19 protein-coding genes are annotated in these 18918 nt (G+C 75.6%); 4 read left to right on the forward strand and 15 right to left on the reverse strand.

Going from position 1 to position 18918, the window contains the following annotated elements:
* Positions 1 to 78: 78 nt before the first annotated feature.
* Positions 79 to 987 (reverse strand): SDR family oxidoreductase, encoded by a 909-nt coding sequence (locus Q0848_RS16630; RefSeq protein WP_299039534.1) that lies wholly within the window; start codon positions 985 to 987, stop codon positions 79 to 81.
* Positions 988 to 1056: 69 nt separating this feature from the next.
* On the opposite strand from Q0848_RS16630, the gene Q0848_RS16635 reads away from it, so the two are divergent.
* Entirely contained in the window at positions 1057 to 1923 is an 867-nt protein-coding gene (locus tag Q0848_RS16635) for an HAD family hydrolase (RefSeq protein ID WP_299039536.1), read from the forward strand.
* Between the two features lie 173 nt (positions 1924 to 2096).
* A complete protein-coding gene (locus tag Q0848_RS16640) occupies positions 2097 to 2312 on the forward strand; it encodes a hypothetical protein (protein WP_299039538.1) in 216 nt (71 codons plus the stop codon).
* 59 nt (positions 2313 to 2371) lie between these two features.
* Here the strand turns inward: Q0848_RS16640 and Q0848_RS16645 are convergent, their stop codons facing one another.
* The 5 genes from Q0848_RS16645 to Q0848_RS16665 all read right to left on the reverse strand — a co-directional run bounded on the left by Q0848_RS16645 (position 2372) and on the right by Q0848_RS16665 (position 7050).
* Positions 2372 to 2899: a hypothetical protein gene (locus Q0848_RS16645; protein ID WP_299039540.1), complete on the reverse strand. Its 528-nt coding sequence runs from the start codon at positions 2897 to 2899 to the stop codon at positions 2372 to 2374.
* 8 nt (positions 2900 to 2907) lie between these two features.
* On the reverse strand, positions 2908 to 3423 hold the full coding sequence (locus Q0848_RS16650; RefSeq protein ID WP_366146654.1) for a bacterial proteasome activator family protein: 516 nt from the start codon (positions 3421 to 3423) through the stop codon (positions 2908 to 2910).
* Between the two features lie 83 nt (positions 3424 to 3506).
* Positions 3507 to 4541 carry an NAD(P)H-quinone oxidoreductase gene (locus Q0848_RS16655; RefSeq protein ID WP_299039545.1) on the reverse strand — a complete coding sequence of 345 codons (1035 nt, stop codon included), beginning with the start codon at positions 4539 to 4541 and terminating at the stop codon, positions 3507 to 3509.
* 62 nt (positions 4542 to 4603) lie between these two features.
* Positions 4604 to 6073 (reverse strand): NTP transferase domain-containing protein, encoded by a 1470-nt coding sequence (locus tag Q0848_RS16660; protein WP_299039547.1) that lies wholly within the window; start codon positions 6071 to 6073, stop codon positions 4604 to 4606.
* A 131-nt stretch (positions 6074 to 6204) separates the two neighbouring features.
* Entirely contained in the window at positions 6205 to 7050 is an 846-nt protein-coding gene (locus Q0848_RS16665; protein WP_299039549.1) for an aldo/keto reductase, read from the reverse strand.
* A 345-nt stretch (positions 7051 to 7395) separates the two neighbouring features.
* On the opposite strand from Q0848_RS16665, the gene cysK reads away from it, so the two are divergent.
* A complete protein-coding gene (cysK, locus tag Q0848_RS16670; protein ID WP_299039551.1) occupies positions 7396 to 8325 on the forward strand; it encodes a cysteine synthase A in 930 nt (309 codons plus the stop codon).
* Between the two features lie 119 nt (positions 8326 to 8444).
* Complete coding sequence (gene cysE / locus Q0848_RS16675; protein ID WP_366146655.1) at positions 8445 to 9014, forward strand: serine O-acetyltransferase; 570 nt, start codon at positions 8445 to 8447, stop codon at positions 9012 to 9014.
* 80 nt (positions 9015 to 9094) lie between these two features.
* Here the strand turns inward: cysE and Q0848_RS16680 are convergent, their stop codons facing one another.
* The 9 genes from Q0848_RS16680 to xylA form a co-directional block, all read right to left on the reverse strand.
* The gene (locus tag Q0848_RS16680; protein ID WP_299039555.1) at positions 9095 to 10258 is read right to left on the reverse strand and encodes a Gfo/Idh/MocA family protein; all 1164 of its coding nucleotides are present in this window, start codon (positions 10256 to 10258) and stop codon (positions 9095 to 9097) included.
* Positions 10255 to 11448, reverse strand: a complete 1194-nt coding sequence (locus tag Q0848_RS16685; RefSeq protein ID WP_299039558.1) for a Gfo/Idh/MocA family protein — start codon at positions 11446 to 11448, stop codon at positions 10255 to 10257. The genes Q0848_RS16680 and Q0848_RS16685 overlap by 4 nt, the downstream gene beginning before the upstream one ends.
* Positions 11445 to 12311, reverse strand: a complete 867-nt coding sequence (locus Q0848_RS16690; RefSeq protein ID WP_299039560.1) for a ThuA domain-containing protein — start codon at positions 12309 to 12311, stop codon at positions 11445 to 11447. The genes Q0848_RS16685 and Q0848_RS16690 overlap by 4 nt, the downstream gene beginning before the upstream one ends.
* Before the next feature lie 61 nt (positions 12312 to 12372).
* Positions 12373 to 13125: a carbohydrate ABC transporter permease gene (locus Q0848_RS16695; protein ID WP_366146656.1), complete on the reverse strand. Its 753-nt coding sequence runs from the start codon at positions 13123 to 13125 to the stop codon at positions 12373 to 12375.
* Between the two features lie 161 nt (positions 13126 to 13286).
* On the reverse strand, positions 13287 to 14180 hold the full coding sequence (locus Q0848_RS16700) for a sugar ABC transporter permease (RefSeq protein WP_366146657.1): 894 nt from the start codon (positions 14178 to 14180) through the stop codon (positions 13287 to 13289).
* A gap of 68 nt (positions 14181 to 14248) precedes the next feature.
* Positions 14249 to 15493, reverse strand: coding sequence for an extracellular solute-binding protein (locus tag Q0848_RS16705; RefSeq protein ID WP_299039564.1), 1245 nt, complete (start codon positions 15491 to 15493; stop codon positions 14249 to 14251).
* Between the two features lie 72 nt (positions 15494 to 15565).
* Entirely contained in the window at positions 15566 to 16594 is a 1029-nt protein-coding gene (locus Q0848_RS16710) for a LacI family DNA-binding transcriptional regulator (RefSeq protein ID WP_299039566.1), read from the reverse strand.
* Between the two features lie 158 nt (positions 16595 to 16752).
* Positions 16753 to 17481 (reverse strand): polysaccharide deacetylase family protein, encoded by a 729-nt coding sequence (locus Q0848_RS16715; protein WP_299039568.1) that lies wholly within the window; start codon positions 17479 to 17481, stop codon positions 16753 to 16755.
* A 7-nt stretch (positions 17482 to 17488) separates the two neighbouring features.
* Complete coding sequence (xylA, locus tag Q0848_RS16720) at positions 17489 to 18688, reverse strand: xylose isomerase (protein ID WP_299039570.1); 1200 nt, start codon at positions 18686 to 18688, stop codon at positions 17489 to 17491.
* Positions 18689 to 18918: the final 230 nt, after the last annotated feature.

An 18918-nucleotide genomic window follows, 5' to 3' on the forward strand; every position in this document is an offset into this window, starting at 1 on the left:
GACCGGGCCGACCCCGGACGCACGAGGACGCCGGCCCCCGAGCGGGTGCCGGCGTCCTCGTGCGTCGAGCGGGGGAGATCAGGGGGTGGGCATGCCACCGGTGCTGGAGTACGTCGAGCCGGTCGTGTAGCTCGACTCCGGGCACGCGAGGTGCACGTACGCGGCCGCGAGCTCGGCCGGCTGGCCCGCGCGGGCGAGCGGCGTCTGCGCGCCGAACTCCGGGCGCGCCTCCGGCGGCTGACCGCCGGAGACCTGCAGCGGGGTCCAGAACGGGCCCGGCGCCACGGCGTTGACGCGGATGCCCTTGGGCGCCAGCTGGCCGGCGAGCGCCTTCGTGTAGGCGTTGATGGCCGACTTCGTCGAGGCGTAGTCGAGCAGGTTCGGCGAGGGCTGGTAGGCCTGCACCGAGGTCGTCGTGATGATGCTGCTGCCCGGCTCCATGTGGGGGACGGCGGCCTTGGTGACCCAGAACAGCGCGTGGACGTTCGTGCGGAACGTCTCGTCGAACTGCTCGGTGGTCAGGTCGGCGATGTCGTCGACGGCCGTCTGCTTGCCGGCGACGACGGTGAGGACGTCGATGCGCCCGAGCTCGGACATCGCGCGCTCGACGAGGTCGATGTTGGCCTGCTCGTGCGACAGGTCGCCCGGCACGGCGACGGCGCGGCGGCCGGCGGCCTCGACGAGCCCCACGACCTCCTGCGCGTCCGCCTCCTCGGCGGGGAGGTAGGCGAGCACGACGTCGGCGCCCTCGCGGGCGTAGGCGATGGCGGCGGCGCGGCCGATGCCGGAGTCGGCGCCGGTCACGACGGCGACGCGGTCGGTGAGGCGGCCGTAGCCGACGTAGGTGTCCTCGCCGTGGTCGGGCTTCGGGGTCATCTCCGTCGCGAGCCCGGGCGCGCTCTGGTCCTGCTGCGGCTGCTCGGGCTGCGGGTAGGCCGTGGTCGGGTCCCGGAACGTGTTCTGGGTGGTCTGGGTGTCCTGTGCCATGCCTCCACCCTGGGGGCGCGGGCGCCGCCCGGCGACCGGGAGCGGGGCGCCCCAGGGCAGGATGGCGCCGTGACGACGTCGGAGGACCCCTCGACCGGCGCTCCTCCCGGCACCCCTGCGGGCCCCCGTCCCACCGGCCGCGTCCGGCTCGTCGCGAGCGACCTCGACGGGACGCTCCTCGGCCCCGGCGGTCTCGTCTCGCCCCGGACCCTCGCCATGATCTCGGCCTGCCGGGCCGCGGGCGTCCACGTCGTCTTCGTCACCGGCCGCCCCGTCGTCTGGGTCGACCCGGTGGTCGAGCAGACGGGCCACACGGGCACGGCCATCTGCGCCAACGGCGCCGTCGTCTACGACGCCGGTCAGCGCCAGGTCCTCTCGGCCACCGGCCTCGCGCCCGCCGACGTCGTGGAGGCCGTCGAGCGGCTGCGGCGCCGCCTGGACGGGCTGGCCGTGGCGCTGGAGACGCTGGCGGGCTTCCGCCGCGAGCCGGGCTACGCCGTCCGGTACGACGGCGGCCGGGAGAGCGAGGTCGGCGAGCTGGCCGAGCTGCTCGCCCCCGACCCCGTCGTCCTGAAGCTGCTCGTGCGCCGGGAGGTCGGCACGTCCGAGGAGCTGCTCGCGGTGGCCCGCGAGGAGCTCGCCGGCCTCGCGCACCCGACGCACTCCTCGCCGGACAGCCCGCTGATCGAGGTCAGCGCGGTCGGCGTCAGCAAGGCGGCGGCGCTCGCGGCCCACGCGGCCGCCCTCGGCGTCGCGCGCGAGGACGTCGTCGCGTTCGGCGACATGCCCAACGACGTGGAGATGCTCGGCTGGGCCGGGCGGGGGTACGCGATGACGGGCGGCCACCCCGAGGCCGTGGCCGCCGCGGCCGCCACCGCCCCGGCCTGTGCCGACGACGGCGTCGCCCGCGTCGTCGAGGGCCTGCTCGCCGGCTGACGGCCCGACGGGCGTCGTCGCCGCGTCGCCGTGGCGGTCCGACCGACCCCGCCCGCTGGCGTCGGTCCGTCGCCGGTGATCCACTGACGGGACGGCCCTGCTCCCGCCGGGCGCGTCGTGCGCACCGCGCCGGCGCGCGCACGCAGACGCCGCTCGACCCCGAGGAGGCGGCCATGGCCGCGACCGGACACCGCACCCTGCGCCAGCGAGCGCTCGGCTTTCTCACCTTCTTCTACGGCCCCGCCGACCACCGCCCGCTGCCGCAGGACGAGCAGGTCAAGACCGGGCTCGACGGCGAGGACGTCGGCGAGGGCTACCGCCGCCGCGGCGAGGCGGGCCGCAACTACGTGACGCGCGACCGGCAGGACACCCCGCCCGACGAGCGCTGACCGACGGCCCGGAGCTCGGGTCCCCGAGGCCGGAGGGCGAGCTCGTCGGCCGGTCGCCGTCAGCCCGGTGGCGGCCACCCCAGGTGGCGTCGGGCCGCCGCGGCGGCCCGCTGCGCGGCGGCGGTGCGCTCCACGCCCACCTCGAGCTGGCCCGCACGGGCGCTCACCCGCGCCATCGTGGCGGCCTCGGCCGCCGTCGCCACGGCGGTGCCGACCTTGGACAGCCGGCGGTGCAGCTCGTCGGGCAGGTCCGCCGAGACCGGTGGCCGGGGGACGTCCAGGCCCGCGCTCGGCGCGGCGCGCTGCGCCCGCAGGCACAGCGCGCGCACGTCGTCCAGCACGCGGACGAGCTCCTCGGCCGTCCGCTGGAGCGGGGGCAGCACCGACTCGGCCGCCCCGGGGGCGGCGTCGGCGACGACGCCGTCGAGGACCTGGTGGTAGCGGTCCACGGAGCGGTGGACGCGGTCGTGGGCGCGCCGCCACACCCCCTCGCCGAGGGCGGCCTCGAGGTCGCGCTCGGCGCGGCGGCGCGCCAGGCCGGGGGCCAGGCGCTCGAACCAGCCCCGGCCGTCCGCGCCGCGGGCCACCGTCGCCCCTAGAGGTACTGGCCGGTGCCGGGGGAGCCCGGCTGGCCCTGGCCGAGCGGGGGCACCGCACCCGGCGCGAGGTCGGCGCCGCCCGGCTGCCCGGGTGCTCCGGCGGCGCCCGGCAGCGCCCGGCGCATCTGCTCGAGCTGCGCGCGCGCCGCCATCTGCTGGGCGAAGACGGCGGTCTGGATGCCGTGGAAGAGGCCCTCGAGCCAGCCCACGAGCTGAGCCTGGGCGATGCGCAGCTCGGCGTCGCTCGGGACCTCCTCGGGCGAGAAGGGCAGGGCGATGCGGCGCAGCTCCTCGACGAGGTCGGGGGCGAGGCCGTCCTCGAGCTCGGCGAGCGAGCGCTGGTGCACCTCGGCCAGCCGGGCCCGGCCCTTGTCGTCGAGCGGAGCGCTGCGCACCTCCTCCAGCAGCTGCTTGACCATGCTGCCGATGCGCATGACCTTGTCGGGCCGCTCCACCTGCTCGGCGGGGTTCGGCGCCCCGCCGCCGGCGACGCCCATGCCCTGCGGGGTCATGACGACGACCGGCTGCTGCTCCGGGGCGTCCGCCCGTGGTGCGGCGCCGTCCGCGGGCTGCGCCCGTCCGTCCGGGTCCTGGCTCACGCGGTGCCTCCGAGGTCGGTGTCGTCACGCGGGGTGCGGTCGGTGGTGCCACGTCCGGTCAGCAGCAGCACCTTGCCGATGTGCGAGGACTCCTCGAGCACCTCGTGGGCGCGGCCGACGTCCTCGAGGGGCAGCCGCGCGTGCACGACGGGGCGCACGTCGCCGGCCTCCACGAGGGGCCACACGTGCTCGCGCACCGAGGCCACGATCGCGGCCTTCTCCTCGCGGGGGCGCGCGCGCAGCGACGTGGCCATCACGGCGCCGCGGACGGCGAGCAGCGCCCCCAGGTCGAGCTCGGCGCGGCGCCCGCCCTGCATGCCGATGACGACGAGCCGCCCGTTCGGCGCGAGGACGGCCACGTTGCGCTCGAGGTACTTCGCGCCCACGACGTCCAGCACGACGTCGGCGCCGCGGCCCCCGGTGGCGGTGCGCACCTCCTCGACGAAGTCCTGCCGCGTGTAGTCGACGAGCACCTCGGCGCCGAGCTCGCGGCACGCCTCGAGCTTGCGGGCGCTGCCCGCCGTCACGGCCACGCGCGCGCCCCAGGTCCGGGCCAGCTGGACGGCGAAGGTGCCGATGCCGCTGCCGCCGCCGTGGACGAGCAGCAGCTCGCCCTCGCGCAGCCCCGCGGAGATGAAGACGTTGGACCACACCGTGCAGGCGACCTCGGGCAGCGCCGCGGCGTCCACGAGGCTGACGCCGGCGGGCACCGGCAGCAGCTGCCCCGCGGGGACGACGACGCGCTCGGCGCACCCTCCGCCGGACAGGAGCGCGCACACCTCGTCGCCGACGGCCCAGCCGCTGACGCCCTCGCCGACCTGCGCCACGACGCCGGAGCACTCCAGGCCGAGGACCTCGGACTCGCCCGGCGGCGGCGGGTAGTGCCCCTGGCGCTGCATGACGTCGGCGCGGTTGACCCCCGCGGCGACGACGTCGAGGAGCACCTCGCCCGGCCCGGGGACGGGGTCGGGCACCTCTCCGACGCCGAGGACGTCGGGGCCACCGGGCTCGCGGACCGCAGTTGCACGCACGTCCGCCACCCTCGCACGGCGGCCCAGCAGCCACACCCGAGGGCGGTGCCGGCTCGGGCGGGTCAGGGGCCGAGCTGGCCGCTGGTCGTCAGCTCCTCGGCGACGTCGACGAGCCGACGGTTGGTGTTCTGGGAGACCTGGGCGAGCAGGTCGAAGGCCTGCTGCGGCGGGAGCTTGAAGCGCTCCATGAGGACGCCCTTCGCCTGGCCGATGAGGTCCCGGTTGGCCAGCGCCCGGGTGGCCCCCTCGAGCTGGAGCGCGTCGGAGACCGCGACGGCCGCGTGGCTGGCCAGGAGCAGGCCGACCTGCTCGGACTCGTCGCCGAAGGCGTCGGGCTCGCGGGAGATGAGGTTGAGGGCGCCGAGGTCGTCGCCGTCGACGAACAGCTGCAGGCACAGCGCCCCGTGGATGCCCGCCTCGGCGGCCCGGGCGGCGAGGTCGGGCCAGCGCTGGTCGGCGGCCAGGTCCTCCACGCGCACGGTCTCGCGCTCGAAGACCGCGTCCAGGCAGGGGCCCTGGCCGGTCTCCTCCTGGAGCTCGTCCATCAGCCGTCCCAGCTCGCCGGAGGCGCCCTGGGAGGTGACCCGGCGCCGCCCGCGCACGAGGCTGATCGACCCCTCCTGAGCCCCCGGCACGAGGGCGACCGCGGCGCGGACGACGTGCTCCATCACGTCCGGCGGCTCGGACGTCCGCTGCAGGTCGCGCGCCATCTCGGACAGCCGCTGGGCGAGGCCCGCCTCGCCGGCGGCGGTGCCGGTGTTGTGCGCCGACGGCTCGCCGCCGGTGCGGGCGCTCCCGTCACCGGGTCCCGGTCGGGCGTCGGGAGCGTCGTGCGGGTCGCTCGAGGCTGTCTCGTGGTCCACGCCGCCATCGTGCCCGAGCGCCGCGGCTGCCGCGGCCGAGTCGGGCTCGCCGACGGCTCCCAGCCGGGCGCGGGCCCGCGCGAGGGCGGCGGGGTCGTCGACGTCCAGGACCGCGCGCTCGTCCACCTCGACGAGCGCGAGGCGCAGCCCCTCGACGAGCGCGCGGGCGGGTGCGCCGTCCAGGTCCCCCGCCCCGTGGCGTCCCAGGTGCTCGGCCCGCACCGCGAGCAGCAGGTGCTGGCGGCGGCCGTCCGGCGCCACGGCCACGGCCGCGCCGGCGACGGCGTCCGCGTCGGCGCCCTCGTCCGGGGCGGGCCCCAGGGCCGCCACGAGCCGGGGGAGCACCGAGCCCGCCCACGGCGCGTCGCCCGGGACGACGGCGACGACGTCCGGCGCCGAGGTCCTGGCCAGGTGGCGGGCGCCCGCGAGGACGCCGGCCGCCGGCCCGGACCCGGGCGGGTCCTCCGTCACGACGTCGGCGCCGCGGGCGTCGCCGCGCCGCGACGCGGGCCCCACGACGACGACGGGCGCCCCCGGCAGCGCGGCGGCGACGGCGTCGAGGCAGCGGGCCAGCACCGTCCGGCCGCCGAGGTCGGCGGCGAGCTTGTCGGCGCCGAAGCGCCGGGAGGCGCCCCCCGCCAGGACGACCACTGCCGCTCCGGGTTCCACGACGCCAGCCTGCACCGGCCCGGACGCGGACGAGGGGCGGCCCCTCCGCAGCGGTGCCGCCCCTCGCGCGCCCTCCCGGTCCCGGCCGTCCCCATCGGGACTCGGCCGGGACCGGGCGTCCTGGGAGCGGGTCAGTCGGGGATCATGTCGAACGTGTCGGGGTTCGGGCCCGTCCGGCCGTCCTCGCCCTTGTCCAGCGCGGTGATGCGCCGGACGTCCTCGTCCGTGAGGCCGGCGTCGAAGATGTCGAAGTTGGCGCGCACGCGCTCGGGCGTCACCGACTTCGGGAAGATGATGTCGCCCCGGGCGATGTGCCAGGCGAGGGTCACCTGCGCGGTCGACTTGCCCACGCGCTCGGCGATCTCGCTGATGACCGGGTCCTCCAGCACCCCGCCCTGGGCGATGGGCGACCAGGCCTCGGTGGCGATGCCGTGCTCGCTGCCGTAGGCGCGGACGGCCTCGTTGGTGAAGTAGGGGTGCACCTCGATCTGGTTCACCGCAGGGACGACGTCGCACTCGCGGGCGAGGCGCTCGAGGTGGTCGACCTGGAAGTTCGACACGCCGACCGAGCGGGCGCGGCCGTCGGCCTTGAGCTCCTCGAGGACCTTCCACGTCGAGACGTAGTCGCCGTCGTAGCGCGTGGGCAGGGGCCAGTGGATGAGGAAGAGGTCCACGTGGTCGGTGCCCAGGTCGGCCAGCGTCTGGTCGATCGCGCGGCGGGCGTCGTCCGGGCGGTGGAAGCCGTTGTTGAGCTTGCTCGTGATGAAGACCTCCGAGCGGTCGAGGTCGGAGGACGCGACCGCCTGGCCGACCTCCTTCTCGTTGCCGTACATCTCCGCCGTGTCGATGTGGCGGTAGCCCGCCTCGAAGGCCGTCAGGACGGCCTGCTCGGTGTTCTCCGGCTCGATCTGGAACACCCCGAAGCCGAGCTGGGGGATGGTGCTGCCGTCGTTCAGCGTGATGGTGGGAACAGCCACGTGCGCACTCCTCGTGTCAGGGGGACGTCGTCCGGTCGTGCGGGACGTCCCGTCGTCTCGGTCGAGCCTGGCGCAGCCCGCGGTGATCGGCTCGTCGGGCGGTGCCCGCCCGCCGCCGCGGCTGCGCGCCGTGCTCGGCGCTCGTCGGGGCCAGCACCGCGACGCCGCCGCCTGTTCCGCCGACCGGGTGGCCCGGAGCCACGGCGTCCCACTGGGTGAGACCGCGGGCCGTCGGAGGAAGGCCGGGGCGCCGCAGGGGCGTTGCCCTGGTGCAGCGACCGTCCCGGTCGGGAAGATCTGGGACGGTACGACCGTCCAAGACCCGACCTGCCGAGGAGCGACCCGGTGCCGATCTACGACGACATCACCCAGCTGGTGGGTGGCACGCCCCTGGTGCGCCTGAACCGCATCACGGACGGCGCCAAGGCGACCGTCGCCGCGAAGCTCGAGTTCTACAACCCCTCCAGCAGCGTCAAGGACCGCATCGGCGTCGCCATGGTCGACGCCGCCGAGCGCTCCGGGCAGCTGCAGCCGGGCGGGCGCATCGTCGAGGCCACGAGCGGCAACACCGGCATCGCGCTCGCGATGACGGGGGCGGCCCGCGGCTACCAGGTCGTCCTCGCCATGCCCGAGACCATGTCGAAGGAGCGCCGCGCGCTCCTGCGGGCCTACGGCGCCGAGCTCGTCCTGACGCCGGGCAGCGAGGGCATGCGGGGCGCCGTCTCCAAGGCCGAGGAGCTCGCCGCGGCGGACGGCTCCGTGCTCGTGCGCCAGTTCGCCAACGAGGCCAACCCCGAGGTCCACCGGCAGACCACCGCCGAGGAGATCTGGAAGGACACCGACGGCGAGGTCGACGTCGTCGTCGCCGGCATCGGCACCGGCGGCACGATCACGGGCGTCGGCCAGGTGCTCAAGAGCCGCAAGCCGGGCCTGCGGGTCGTGGGCGTCGAGCCGGCCGAGTCGCCGATCCTCAACGGCGGCCAGCCCGGCCCGCACAAGATCCAGGGCATCGGCGCGAACTTCGTGCCGGAGATCCTCGACACCGACGTCTACGACGAGGTCGTCGACGTCGACGCCGAGACCTCGGTGCGGTGGGCGCGGCGCGCCGCTGCCGAGGAGGGCATCCTCGCGGGCATCTCCTCCGGGTCCGCGCTGTACGCCGCCGTGCAGGTGGCCCAGCGCCCCGAGATGGAGGGCAAGACGATCGTCGTGATCGTGCCGTCCTTCGGCGAGCGCTACCTGTCGACCATCCTCTACGCCGACCTGGTGGAGTGAGCGACCCCGTGACCACGACGGCCGACCGGGGGGCCGCCCGCCGGCGCCCCCCGGCGGCGGCCGGCGTGCAGCCGGGGCCGGTGCCCGCGCCCCGCTCCCAGGACGTCGCCGACGGCGACCTGACGTGGCGCCAGCGGCTGCGCGAGGACCTCGACACGGCGGCCCGGCGCGACCCGGCCGCCCGCAGCCGCGCCGAGCTGCTGCTCGCCTACCCGGGCCTGCACGCGGTGTGGGTCCACCGGCTGAGCCACCGCCTGTGGCAGCGGCCCGGGAGCCAGCTCGTCGCGCGCGTGCTGTCGCACGTCGCCCGCTCCCGGACGGGCGTGGAGATCCACCCGGGGGCGAGCGTCGGCCGGCGGTTCTTCATCGACCACGGCATGGGCGTCGTCATCGGGGAGACGGCGGTCATCGGCGACGACGTGATGCTCTACAACGGCGTCAACCTCGGCGGCCGCAGCCTGGAGCGCGGCAAGCGCCACCCCACGCTGGGCGACGGCGTCACCGTCGGGGCCGGCGCCCGCATCCTCGGGGCCATCTCCGTCGGCGACGGGGCGCAGGTCGGCGCCAACGCCGTCGTCGTGCGCGACGTCCCGGCGGGTGCGGTCGTCGTCGGGGTGCCGGGGCGCGTCGTCGAGCGCGCGCCCGCCGCGGCGGCGGACGACGACGTGGACCCCGCGATCTGGATCTGAGCGCTCGCCTCCTGCGGGGGGCGCTACCTGCTCCACGGAGGTGACCGCGTGCGGTCACCTCCGTGGAGCAGGTCGGGCGATCACGCCTGGACGCTCTCCCAGCGGTGGTCTCGCGCGCTGCGGCCGACGGCCTCCAGGACGCGCTGGACCTGCAGCCCGTCGTCGAAGGACGGGCTCGGCTGCCGGCCCGCGACGACGGCCGCGACGAGGTCCTTCGCCTGGTGGACGAACGTGGCGTCGTAGCCGAGCGAGTGCCCGGGCGGCCACCACGCCTCGAGGTAGGGGTGCCCGGGCTCGGTGACGTGCACCGTGCGGACGCCGGCCTCCTCGGCCGGGGCGGTGGCGTCGTGCAGCCGCAGCTCGTCGAGGCGCTCGAGGTCGAAGGAGACCGACCCCCGGCTGCCGTGGACCTCCACCTGCAAGGCGTTCTTGCGGCCCGGTGCCACGCGGGTGACCTGGCCGACGACGAGCGCGCCGCGGTCGGTGCGGCCCAGCCAGGCCGTGGTGTCGTCCACGGTGACCGGGCCGAGCGAGTCGCCGCCCGTCGCCGACAGGCCGTCCGACGACGTCGGCAGGGGGCGCTCGCGGACGAACGTCTCGGCCGTGGCGACGACGTCGGTGAGCAGGTGCCCCGTGAGGTGCTGCACCAGGTCCACCGCGTGCGAGCCGAGGTCCCCGAGGGCCCCCGAGCCGGCCCGGTCGGCCTCGAGCCGCCAGGTCAGCGGGAAGCCCGGGTCGACGAGCCAGTCCTGGAGGTAGGACACCGTGACCTGGCGGACGTCCCCGACCCGCCCCTGCGCCACCAGCCGCGCCGCGAGGGCGAGAGCGGGGACGCGCCGGTAGCTGAAGCCGACCATCGCCAGCACCCCGCGCTCGGCCGCGGCGCGCGCGGCGGCCGCCATCCGCTCGGCGCCCTCGAGCGAGGACGCCAGCGGCTTCTCGCACAGCACGTGCTTGCCGGCCTCGAGCGCGGCGACCGCGACCGCCTCGTGCAGGTCACCGGGGACGCAGACGTCGACGAGGTCGACGTCGTCGCGGTGCAGGAGCGAGCGCCAGTCGTCGGTCGACTCCCGCCAGCCCAGGCGCGCGGCGGCGGCCCTGGCGCGGCCGGCGTCCCGGCCCGCGAGGGCGACCATGTCGACCGCGGCCGGCAGCTCGAAGGCCCGGGGCGCGGTGCGCCACGCGTGGGAGTGGGTGCGCGCCATGAAGGAGCCGCCCACCACGGCCACGCCGAGGCGCCTCACGCCGCCCCCGCCCGCGCCGGGCGCACCCCGGACCCCTGCAGGGGCGCGCTGCTCAGCGCTGCGCGCACCGTCGGCCACCCCGCCAGCACCTCGCGCACGGCGCCGTCCTCCTCGGCGCCGACGGCGTGCTCCCGGGCCCGCTCGAGGAGGTCGTCGACCTCCACGACGCGGCCGCCGCCGGCGGACTCGACGGCGGCGTCGACCATCGCGAGGCTCATGACGTTCTCGTGCACCTCGCCCGAGGGCGTCTCGCCCGTGCGCAGCGCCCGGACGAAGACGCTGAGGGCGCCCGCGATGCCGTCGTGCGGGGAGCGGGGCTCCGCGAGGACGGCGTCCACGCCCGCTCGCTGCTCGGCGGTCGCCTCGTCCCCGAGGGCGACGACGGGGTCGGCGTCGCCGTCCCAGCGCGTGGTGCCGAGGCGCCCGCTCGCGCGCCACGCCCCGTTCCACGAGGTCTCGTCGCCCGGCGCGCACCACGAGCCCGTGTAGGTGTAGCGGGCGCCGGCGGCCGTCGTGAACACGGCGGTCGCGCTCGCGTCGCCGTCGTACCAGCTCCACGGCGGGCTGTGCGTCGTGCACCAGGCGCTCACGGGCTCGTCGCCGAGGACGAAGCGCGCGGTGTCGAAGGCGTGGATGGCCATGTCCACGAGCAGCGGGTGGGCCATCTCCTCGCGGAAGCCCCCGAAGCGCGGGGCGCGGAAGAACTCCGTCGTGAGCGCGCCCACGCCCCCGAGCTGCCCGGTGAGCCGGCGCAGCAGGTCCACCTGCGGGTTCCACCGCCGCGACTGGCTCACCATGAAGAGCTCGCCGGTGACCTCGGACGCCGCCGCGAGCGAGAGCGCCTGCGGCAGCGTCGCGGCCACCGGCTTCTCGCCGAGCACGGGCAGGCCCGCGCGCAGGGCCGCCGTCGTCACGGGGTGGTGGGCGACGGGCACGGTGACGTCGACGACGGCCAGCGCCCCGGTGCTGCGGGCCAGCGCGACGGCGTCCGCCCCGACCGGCAGGTCCGGGCGCCCGAGCTCGGTGACGGCGGAGCGCGCCGCGGCCTCGTCCAGGTCGACGACGCCGACGAGGTCCACCTCGTCCGAGGCCTCGAGCACCGCCAGCCACGCGCGCCCCATGCCCCCGGCGCCGACGGAGACGACGGGCAGCCGCTCCCCCTCCGCGAGGGCGGGGCGGCGGTGGCTCACGCGCCGGTCCTCGTGGCGGCGTCCAGCGCCCCCGTGTAGCCGTGACCGTTCCAGAACCGCCCGGTCTCGTAGCGCAGCAGCACGGGGACCGAGCGCTCCCGCCGGTCGCTGGCGGCCCACTCGACGGCGTTGGAGATGACGCGCCGGACGCCCTCGTGGAAGTAGACGGGGTAGTCCTGGTCGCCGGGGCTGAAGTAGAAGATCCGCCCGTGGCCGCGCCGGAAGGTGCAGCCCGAGCGCATCACCTCGCCGCCGGAGAAGGTGGAGAGGAAGACGAGCTCGTCGGGGGTGGGGATGTCGAAGTGCTCCCCGTACATCTCGTCCTCGTCGATGACCATGGGGTGCGGCACGCCGCGGGCGATGGGGTGCGTCGGGTCGACCGTCCACACGAGCTCGCGGTCGTGCTCGCTGCGCCAGCGCAGCGTGCAGGTCGTGCCCATGAGCCTCGTGAAGATCTTCGACCAGTGCCCGGAGTGGAGGACGACCAGACCCATGCCGGCGAGGACGTGCCGGTGCACGCGCTCGACCACCGCGTCGTCCACCTCGGCGTGCGCCGCGTGCCCCCACCAGGTGAGGACGTCGGTGCCGGCGAGCACCTCCTCGGTCAGGCCGTGCTCGGGGTCGTCGAGCGTCGCGGTGCGCACCACGGCGCGCTCGCCGAGGTTGCCCGTGACGCCCTGGGCGATCGCGCCGTGCATGCCGTCGGGGTAGCGCTCGGCGACCTCGGGCTCGAGCTGCTCGTGCCGGTTCTCGCCCCAGACGAGGACGCGCAGCGGGGCGTCCCCGAGCACGCGCAGCGGCTGGTGGGCGGGGTCGGGACCGGCAGTCCCGTCCTCGGAGGTCCGGTGGGTCTGGTCGGTCATGAGGTGCTCCTCGTGGTGGTGCGACGGGGACGTGCGGTCGGGGGGAGGGCGGTGGGGGCGCTCACTTGACGGCCCCGCCGGTGACGCCGGCGGAGACGTACCGCTGGGCGACGACGAGCAGCAGCAGGGCGGGCAGGGACGCGAGGACGGCCGTGGCCATGACGGCGCTCCAGTCGTTCACGAAGGTCCCGATGTAGGTGTAGATGCCCAGGGTGACCGGTCGGACGTCGCCCGTGGTGGTGAGCGTCAGGGCGAAGAGGAAGTCCCCCCACGCGAACAGGAACGTGAACAGGCCGGCGGTGATGAGCGCGTTGCGGCTCATGGGCAGCACGACCGAGACGAAGGCGCGGACCTGGCCCGCGCCGTCGACCCGCGCCGCCTCGATCACCGAGGGCGGGATCCCGCTCATGAAGGCCCGCATGATGAGGATCCCGAAGGGGATGCCGAGCCCGGCGTCCGCCAGGACCAGCCCCGGGATCGAGTTGAGCAGGCCCAGGTCGCTGTAGGCGCTGTAGAGCGCGTTGGCGATGACGATGCCGGGGACCATCTGCGACACGAGCACCGCGAGCAGCACGGCCCCGGCCCAGCGGATGCGGAGCTGGGCGAGGGCGTAGGCCGCCGGCGTGGCCACCAGCAGGCTCAGCGCGACGGCCCCCAGGGAGACGACGAGGCTGGTGAGCAGGTTCCCGCTCTGGTCGCGCAGCGCCGTCGCGTACCCGTCGAAGGACAGCTCGAACGGGAGGAGCGGCGTGGCCACCGCGCCGCTGCTGCGCTGCAGGCTCACGTTGAGCATCCAGTAGAGCGGGAACAGCATCACGCCGATGATCCCGACGCCGACAGCGGTGCTGCCCCAGCCGTGCTCGCCGCGCCGCCGGGGCCGACGAGCGAGGGGCGAGGCCGCGCTCGCGGCGGCGACGACCGGCTCGGGGGAGGTCGTGGGCGCGGAGCGCCCCGTGGTCTCGGTCATGGGGTCCCTCACTCGTCCACGGCGCGGCGATTGGCGCGCAGGTACACGACGGCGAAGACCAGGGAGATGACGATGAGCACGTTGCCGAGCGCTGCGCCCTGGCCGAAGTCGAACTGCCGGAAGGACAGCTCGTAGGACTGGGTGGAGAGGGTCTGCGTCGCGTTCGCCGGCCCGCCCCCGGTGAGCCCGAGGATGATGTCGAGCACCTTGAGCGTGTAGACGACGCCGAGGACGAGCACGACCGTGACGACGGGCCGCAGGAGCGGCCAGGTGATGTGGCGGAAGGCCGTCCACCCCGTCGCGCCGTCGAGCGAACCCGCCTCGTAGAGCTCCTCGGGGATCTCCTGCAGACCGCCGTAGAGGATCGTGGTGTTGAAGGGGATGCCGATCCAGATGTTCACCACGACCACGGCGAGCAGGGCCAGCGACGTGCTCGTCAGCCAGCCGGGACGGGCGTCGAGGAGCGGGAGCGCCCCGATGGCGCGGTTGATGACGCCGTTGTCCTGGTCGAGCATCCAGCGCCAGACGGCGGAGGTCACGATGAGCGGCACCAGCCACGGCAGCAGCAGCAGGGAGCGCAGCAGGCCCGAGAGCGGGAACCGGCGCTGGAAGAACACGGCGATGGCCAGGCCCAGCACGAACTGGCCGAGGATGGAGCCGACCGTGAAGAGAACCGTGTTGAGCAGCGCCTGGGTGAACAGCGACGAGCCCAGGACGGCCGCGTAGTTGTCGAGGCCGACCCACGGCGCCTCCCCGGTGAAGAAGGTCCGCGTCGTGTACTCCTGGAAGCTCATGACGACGTTCTTGCCCACCGGGTAGGCGAAGAAGAGCAGCAGGTAGAGGGCCGCGGGGGCGAGGAAGGCGAGCTCGAGCGCCCGCTCGCGCGTGCGCGGGGAGCGCAGCCCGCGCGGGCGCTCGCGGGCAGCCCCGGCGGGGGCGGTCGTGCCCGCGCTCGCCGTGACGGTCCCGGTCACGAGCCCGACTGCGCCGCGGCGAGCGCCTCGGCGGGGGCGGTGCCGTTGACCAGGGCGTCCTGCACGGCCGTGTAGATGGCCGTCGCAGCGGTGGGCCACTCGGCGCCGAGCTCGCCGGTGCGCGACCGCAGGTCGGGCAGCTGCTGCGCGAAGGGCTCGATGGCCGGGGTCTCCGCCACGACGTCGTCGACGAGCTCGGGCTTCGTCGGGACGGTGCCGCGCTGGGTCGCGAGCATCGTCATGTTCTCGTCGCTGGTGATGCACTCGACGAGCTCCGCTGCCGCGGCCTGCCGGTCGGCGTCGCCCGTCTGCGGGACGGTCCACGTCTCGCCGCCGAAGGGGGCCACGACGGTCTCGCCGGCGGAGGGCGCGGGGATCTGCACGACGCCGTACTCCAGCCCCTCGGTGTCGTCGAGGACCGGGAACTGCCAGTGCCCGTTCACCTGCATCGCGGCGTTGCCGGCGGCGAACTGGTCGTTGACGTCCGCCTGGCTCCAGTTGACGACCGACTGGGAGGCGGAGCCGCTCTGCACGAGGTCGACCCACAGCTGCAGGGCCTCGGCCGTCTCGGGCGTGGCGATGTCCGACTCGTCACCGCCGTTGGACCACATGAAGGGCAGGAACTGCCAGGTGCCCTCGTAGGTGTTGATGGCGGAGAAGGCCAGGCCGTACTGGTCCCCCGTGGTGAGGGCGGCCGCAGCGCTCTCCAGCTCGTCCCACGTGGTGGGGGGCGCGACCCCGGCCTCCGCGAGCAGCGTCTCGTTGTAGAACAGCGCGATCGTGTTGGTGACCGGCTGGAGGCCGTAGAGCTCGCCCTCGTAGGAGGACGCCTGGACGACGCCGTCGGCGTAGCCGTCCGCCGTGAGGCCGAAGTCGCCGAGCGGCGCCAGGGCGCCGGACTCGGCGATCTGCTGCAGGTCGGGGTTGTCGAGCATGAGGACGTCCGGCAGCGTCCGGGACGAGCTCTGCTGGAGCACCGTGGAGATGAGGTCCCCGCCGGGCACGCTCTGGCGCTCGATCGTGATCCCGGCCCCCTCGCCGCAGGCGTCGATGACGTCCTGGTAGAAGGTGTTGTCCGGCTCGTTGTTGTAGTAGTCGAGCACGCGGAGGGAGTCGACGGCGCCGCCGTCGCCTCCGGAGCCGCCTCCGGCCTCGTCGCCGCCGCAGCCGGCCAGCGCGAGCGGCACCCCGAGGGCGAGAGCAGCGGCGAGCGTGCGGCGGGAGGTTCCTCGTCGAACCATGGTGATCTCCTTAGTCGATGCGTATCGATGGTGCGGACGGGTCTGCCCCCGCCGGGTGGCGGAGGGAGTGGGTCAGGCGGCGGGTGCTCCCGCGCGCGCGGTGGTGGAGCGGTGGGTCAGCCGCGGCGTGACGAGAGCCACGTCGGGCGGGGCGTCCGCCCCCTCGGCGTCGAGGAGGCGGAAGACGGTGCGGACGGCGAGCCGGGACACGTCGCGGGGCTCGAGCGAGACGTTGGTGACGGGGGGCTCGGCCGCGGCGGCGGCCGCGTCGGTGCAGACCCCCATCACGGTCACGTCGCGGCCGGGGTGGTGGCCGGCGCGGACGAGTGCGGTGAGCACGGGCTGGACGGCGGCGGTGCCGGCCACCACGACACCGGTGAGCCCCGGCCGGTCGAGGCCCGCGGCCTCGACCGCGCGCTCGGCGCCCAGGGGCGTCGGCTCCACGGGGCCGACGACCTCGTAGGGGAGCCCGGCGTCGTGGGCGGTGGCCAGGGCGCTGTCGGTGAAGCGGCGCACGTAGTTCACGTCGCGCAGGACGGCCTCGGCCGGGTGCCCGAGCACGACGACGCGGTCGTGCCCCGACCCGGCGAGCTCGGTCACCGCCAGGCGCGCCGCCTCGGCGAAGTCGACGTCGACGCACGGCAGGCCCCGGGGGTCCTGCGGCACCCCGATGAGCACGACGGGCACCCGCAGCGAGGCCGCGACCTCGATCCGCGGGTCGTGCGCCTCGATCTCCATCAGGACGATCGCGTCGCAGAGCCGGCGGCCCTCCAGCCGTGTGAGGGCGCTGGGGCCCTCGTCGGCGGTGACGAGGAGGACGTCGTAGTCGTGCTCGCGCACACCGGTCGCGATCGTCTCGACGAAGGGCAGCAGGCCCGTCGTGTCCGCCGACGGCCCGAAGGGGACCACCAGGCCGACGACGCTCGTCCGGCGGCCGGCCAGGGCGCGGGCACCCGCGTTGGGCTGGAACCCGATCTCCGCCATGGCCTCCTCGACCCGGCGGCGTACCTCCTCGGAGATGGGGCGCTTGCCGCTCATGACGTAGGAGACCGTGCTCTGCGAGACGCCCGCGAGGCGGGCGACGTCCTTGCTGGTGGGCACCTCGCCCCCTCCCGCGGATCATCGTCGATGCGCTTCGACGGGGACCGTAGAGGAGGCGCCGGGGCGCGCGCAAGGGGACGACGACGGCCCGCCGCGCCCCCCGGTGCGGGTGGGGGTCGCGACGGGCCGCGGGTCGTGCGGGCCTGACTGGGCCGAGGTCAGTCCCTCTCGGCGGGGCGCACGGGCAGGACGACCTCGTACCCCTGCTCGCGCAGCCAGGGCAGCCACTGCGCGAGGGCCTCCACCGTCTGGGTGCGGTCGCCGCCCCCGTCGTGCACGAGGACGACGGCGCCGGGCGCGGTGGCGTCCTTGAGCCGCTGCAGCAGCACGTCGCTGCCCGGGGGGACCCAGTCCTCGATCGTGGCCTGCCAGCCGAGCGGCTGGAGGTCGAGATCGGCGGCGACGTCGGTCGAGGCCCCCCAGCTGCCGTAGGGCGCGCGGAACCAGGTCACCTCGGCGCCGGGGACCGCCCGCTCGATGGAGCGCACGCCCCGGCGGATCTCCACCGACGCGCGCATCGGCGACCAGGTGCCCAGGTCGGGGTGCGTCTGGGTGTGGCCGCACAGCTGGTGCCCTCCGGCCACCGCCTGGCGGACGAGCTCGGGGTGCTGGCGCACGTGGTCGCCCCACAGGCACAGGACGGCCCGGGCGTCGTTCTCCGCCAGGACCTCGAGCAGCTGCGGCGTCGCCCGGGGGTCGGGCCCGTCGTCGACGGTGATGGCGATGGTGCGCCCGGCGACGCCGGTGGTCGTCACGACCTCCGGCGTCGCCGTCACCCCCGGGTCCGCGGACGCCGCGTGGGCGCCGGCGGCGCCCACCGAGGCCGGCGCCGCGAGCACGAGGCCCGCGAGCAGCGCCGTCAGCGCGGAGCGGGCCGAGGTGCGCATCGGCGCCTCAGCTCCCCGCGCCCATGAGGTGCTCGAGGGCCAGCTGGTCGAGCTGCACCTGGCCGCCGTGACGGGCGCCCGAGGCGTCGGCGTCGAAGTCCTCGAAGGCGCTGCGGTCGGCGACGAGGTCGGCGAGCGACTCGCCCTCGCCCAGCGTCGGGGTCGCGAGCTCGGTGACCTGCGCCGCCTCGAGGGCCTCCTGGACGCGGGGGTCGGCGCGGAAGGCCAGCGCCCGCTCCTTGAGCAGGAGGTAGGTGCTCATGTTGGCCGCCGCCGACGTCCAGACCCCGTCGGCCGCCTCGGTGCGCAGCGGCTTGTAGTCGAAGTGGCGGGGGCCGTCGTACGTGGGGCCGCCGCCCGGGAAGCCGTTCTCGAGCAGGTCGACCGTCGAGAAGGCGTTGATGAGGTCGCCGTGGCCGAAGATCAGGTCCTGGTCGAACTTGGGCCCGTGCTGGCCGTTGAGGTCGACGTGGAAGAGCTTGCCCGCGCTCAGCGCCTGGGCGATGCCCTGCGTGAAGTTGAGGTTGGACATCTGCTCGTGGCCGACCTCGGGGTTCACGCCCACCAGGTGCGGGTGCTCGAGGGTGTGCGTGAAGGCGATGGCGTGGCCGACCGTCGGCAGCAGGATGTCGCCGCGCGGCTCGTTCGGCTTGGGCTCGATGGCGATGCGCACGTCCCAGCCCTGCTCGAGGATGTGCGTCGTCAGCAGGTCGACGGCCTCCTTGTAGCGGGAGAGCGCGGCGTGGACGTCCTTGGCGACGTCGACCTCGCTGCCCTCTCGCCCGCCCCACATCACGAAGGTCTTCGCGCCGAGCTCGACGCCGAGCTCGAGCTGGCGCAGCGCCTTGCGCAGCGCGTAGCGCCGCACACCGCGGTCGTTCGCGGTGAAGGCGCCCTCCTTGAACATCGGGTGGCTGAAGAGGTTCGTCGTCACCATCGGCACCTGCATGCCGGTGTCCGACAGCGCCTTGCGGAGGCGGTCGAGGATGCGCGTGCGCTCGGCGGCGTCGCGCTGGCCCGCCTCGAACGGGACGACGTCGTCGTCGTGGAACGTGATGCCGTACGCGCCCAGGTCGGAGAGGTGGTGGACGGCCTCGACCGGGTCCAGCGGGGCGCGGGTGGCGGCGCCGAACGGGTCGTTCGCCTCCCAGCCCACGGTCCAGAGGCCGAAGGAGAACTTGTCGTCACGGGTGGGCGTGGGTGCCACGGGGAGCTCCTCGTCGTCGAGCGGCTTTCGTCCAGTCACTGAACATAAGCGCCGACGGAGCCCCCGTCAACGTCTCCGCACGTGCTGCCTGCGCCGTGGGGCGGCCCCGGGGGGGGGGCCCGCGCGGGCCGGCCCCCCCCCCCGGGGGCCCCCCCCCCGCCGGGGGGGGGGGGGGGGGCCCCCCCCCCCCCCCCCCGGCCCCCCGGGGGGGGGGGGGGGGCGGCCCCCCC

Origin of the sequence: uncultured Pseudokineococcus sp., from assembly GCF_947495735.1 — a bacterium.
Lineage (GTDB): Bacteria > Actinomycetota > Actinomycetes > Actinomycetales > Quadrisphaeraceae > Pseudokineococcus.

Excerpts from the sequence above, each read along its gene's own strand:
- Q0848_RS16630 (WP_299039534.1), bottom strand. The coding sequence starts at position 987 with ATGGCACAGGACACCCAGACCACCCAGAACACGTTCCGGGACCCGACC.
- Q0848_RS16640 (WP_299039538.1), top strand. The coding sequence starts at position 2,097 with ATGGCCGCGACCGGACACCGCACCCTGCGCCAGCGAGCGCTCGGCTTT.
- Q0848_RS16650 (WP_366146654.1), bottom strand. The coding sequence starts at position 3,423 with ATGACCCCGCAGGGCATGGGCGTCGCCGGCGGCGGGGCGCCGAACCCC.
- Q0848_RS16690 (WP_299039560.1), bottom strand. The coding sequence starts at position 12,311 with ATGACCGACCAGACCCACCGGACCTCCGAGGACGGGACTGCCGGTCCC.
- Q0848_RS16695 (WP_366146656.1), bottom strand. The coding sequence starts at position 13,125 with ATGCTGTTCCCGCTCTACTGGATGCTCAACGTGAGCCTGCAGCGCAGC.
- Q0848_RS16705 (WP_299039564.1), bottom strand. The coding sequence starts at position 15,493 with ATGGTTCGACGAGGAACCTCCCGCCGCACGCTCGCCGCTGCTCTCGCC.
- Q0848_RS16715 (WP_299039568.1), bottom strand. The coding sequence starts at position 17,481 with ATGCGCACCTCGGCCCGCTCCGCGCTGACGGCGCTGCTCGCGGGCCTC.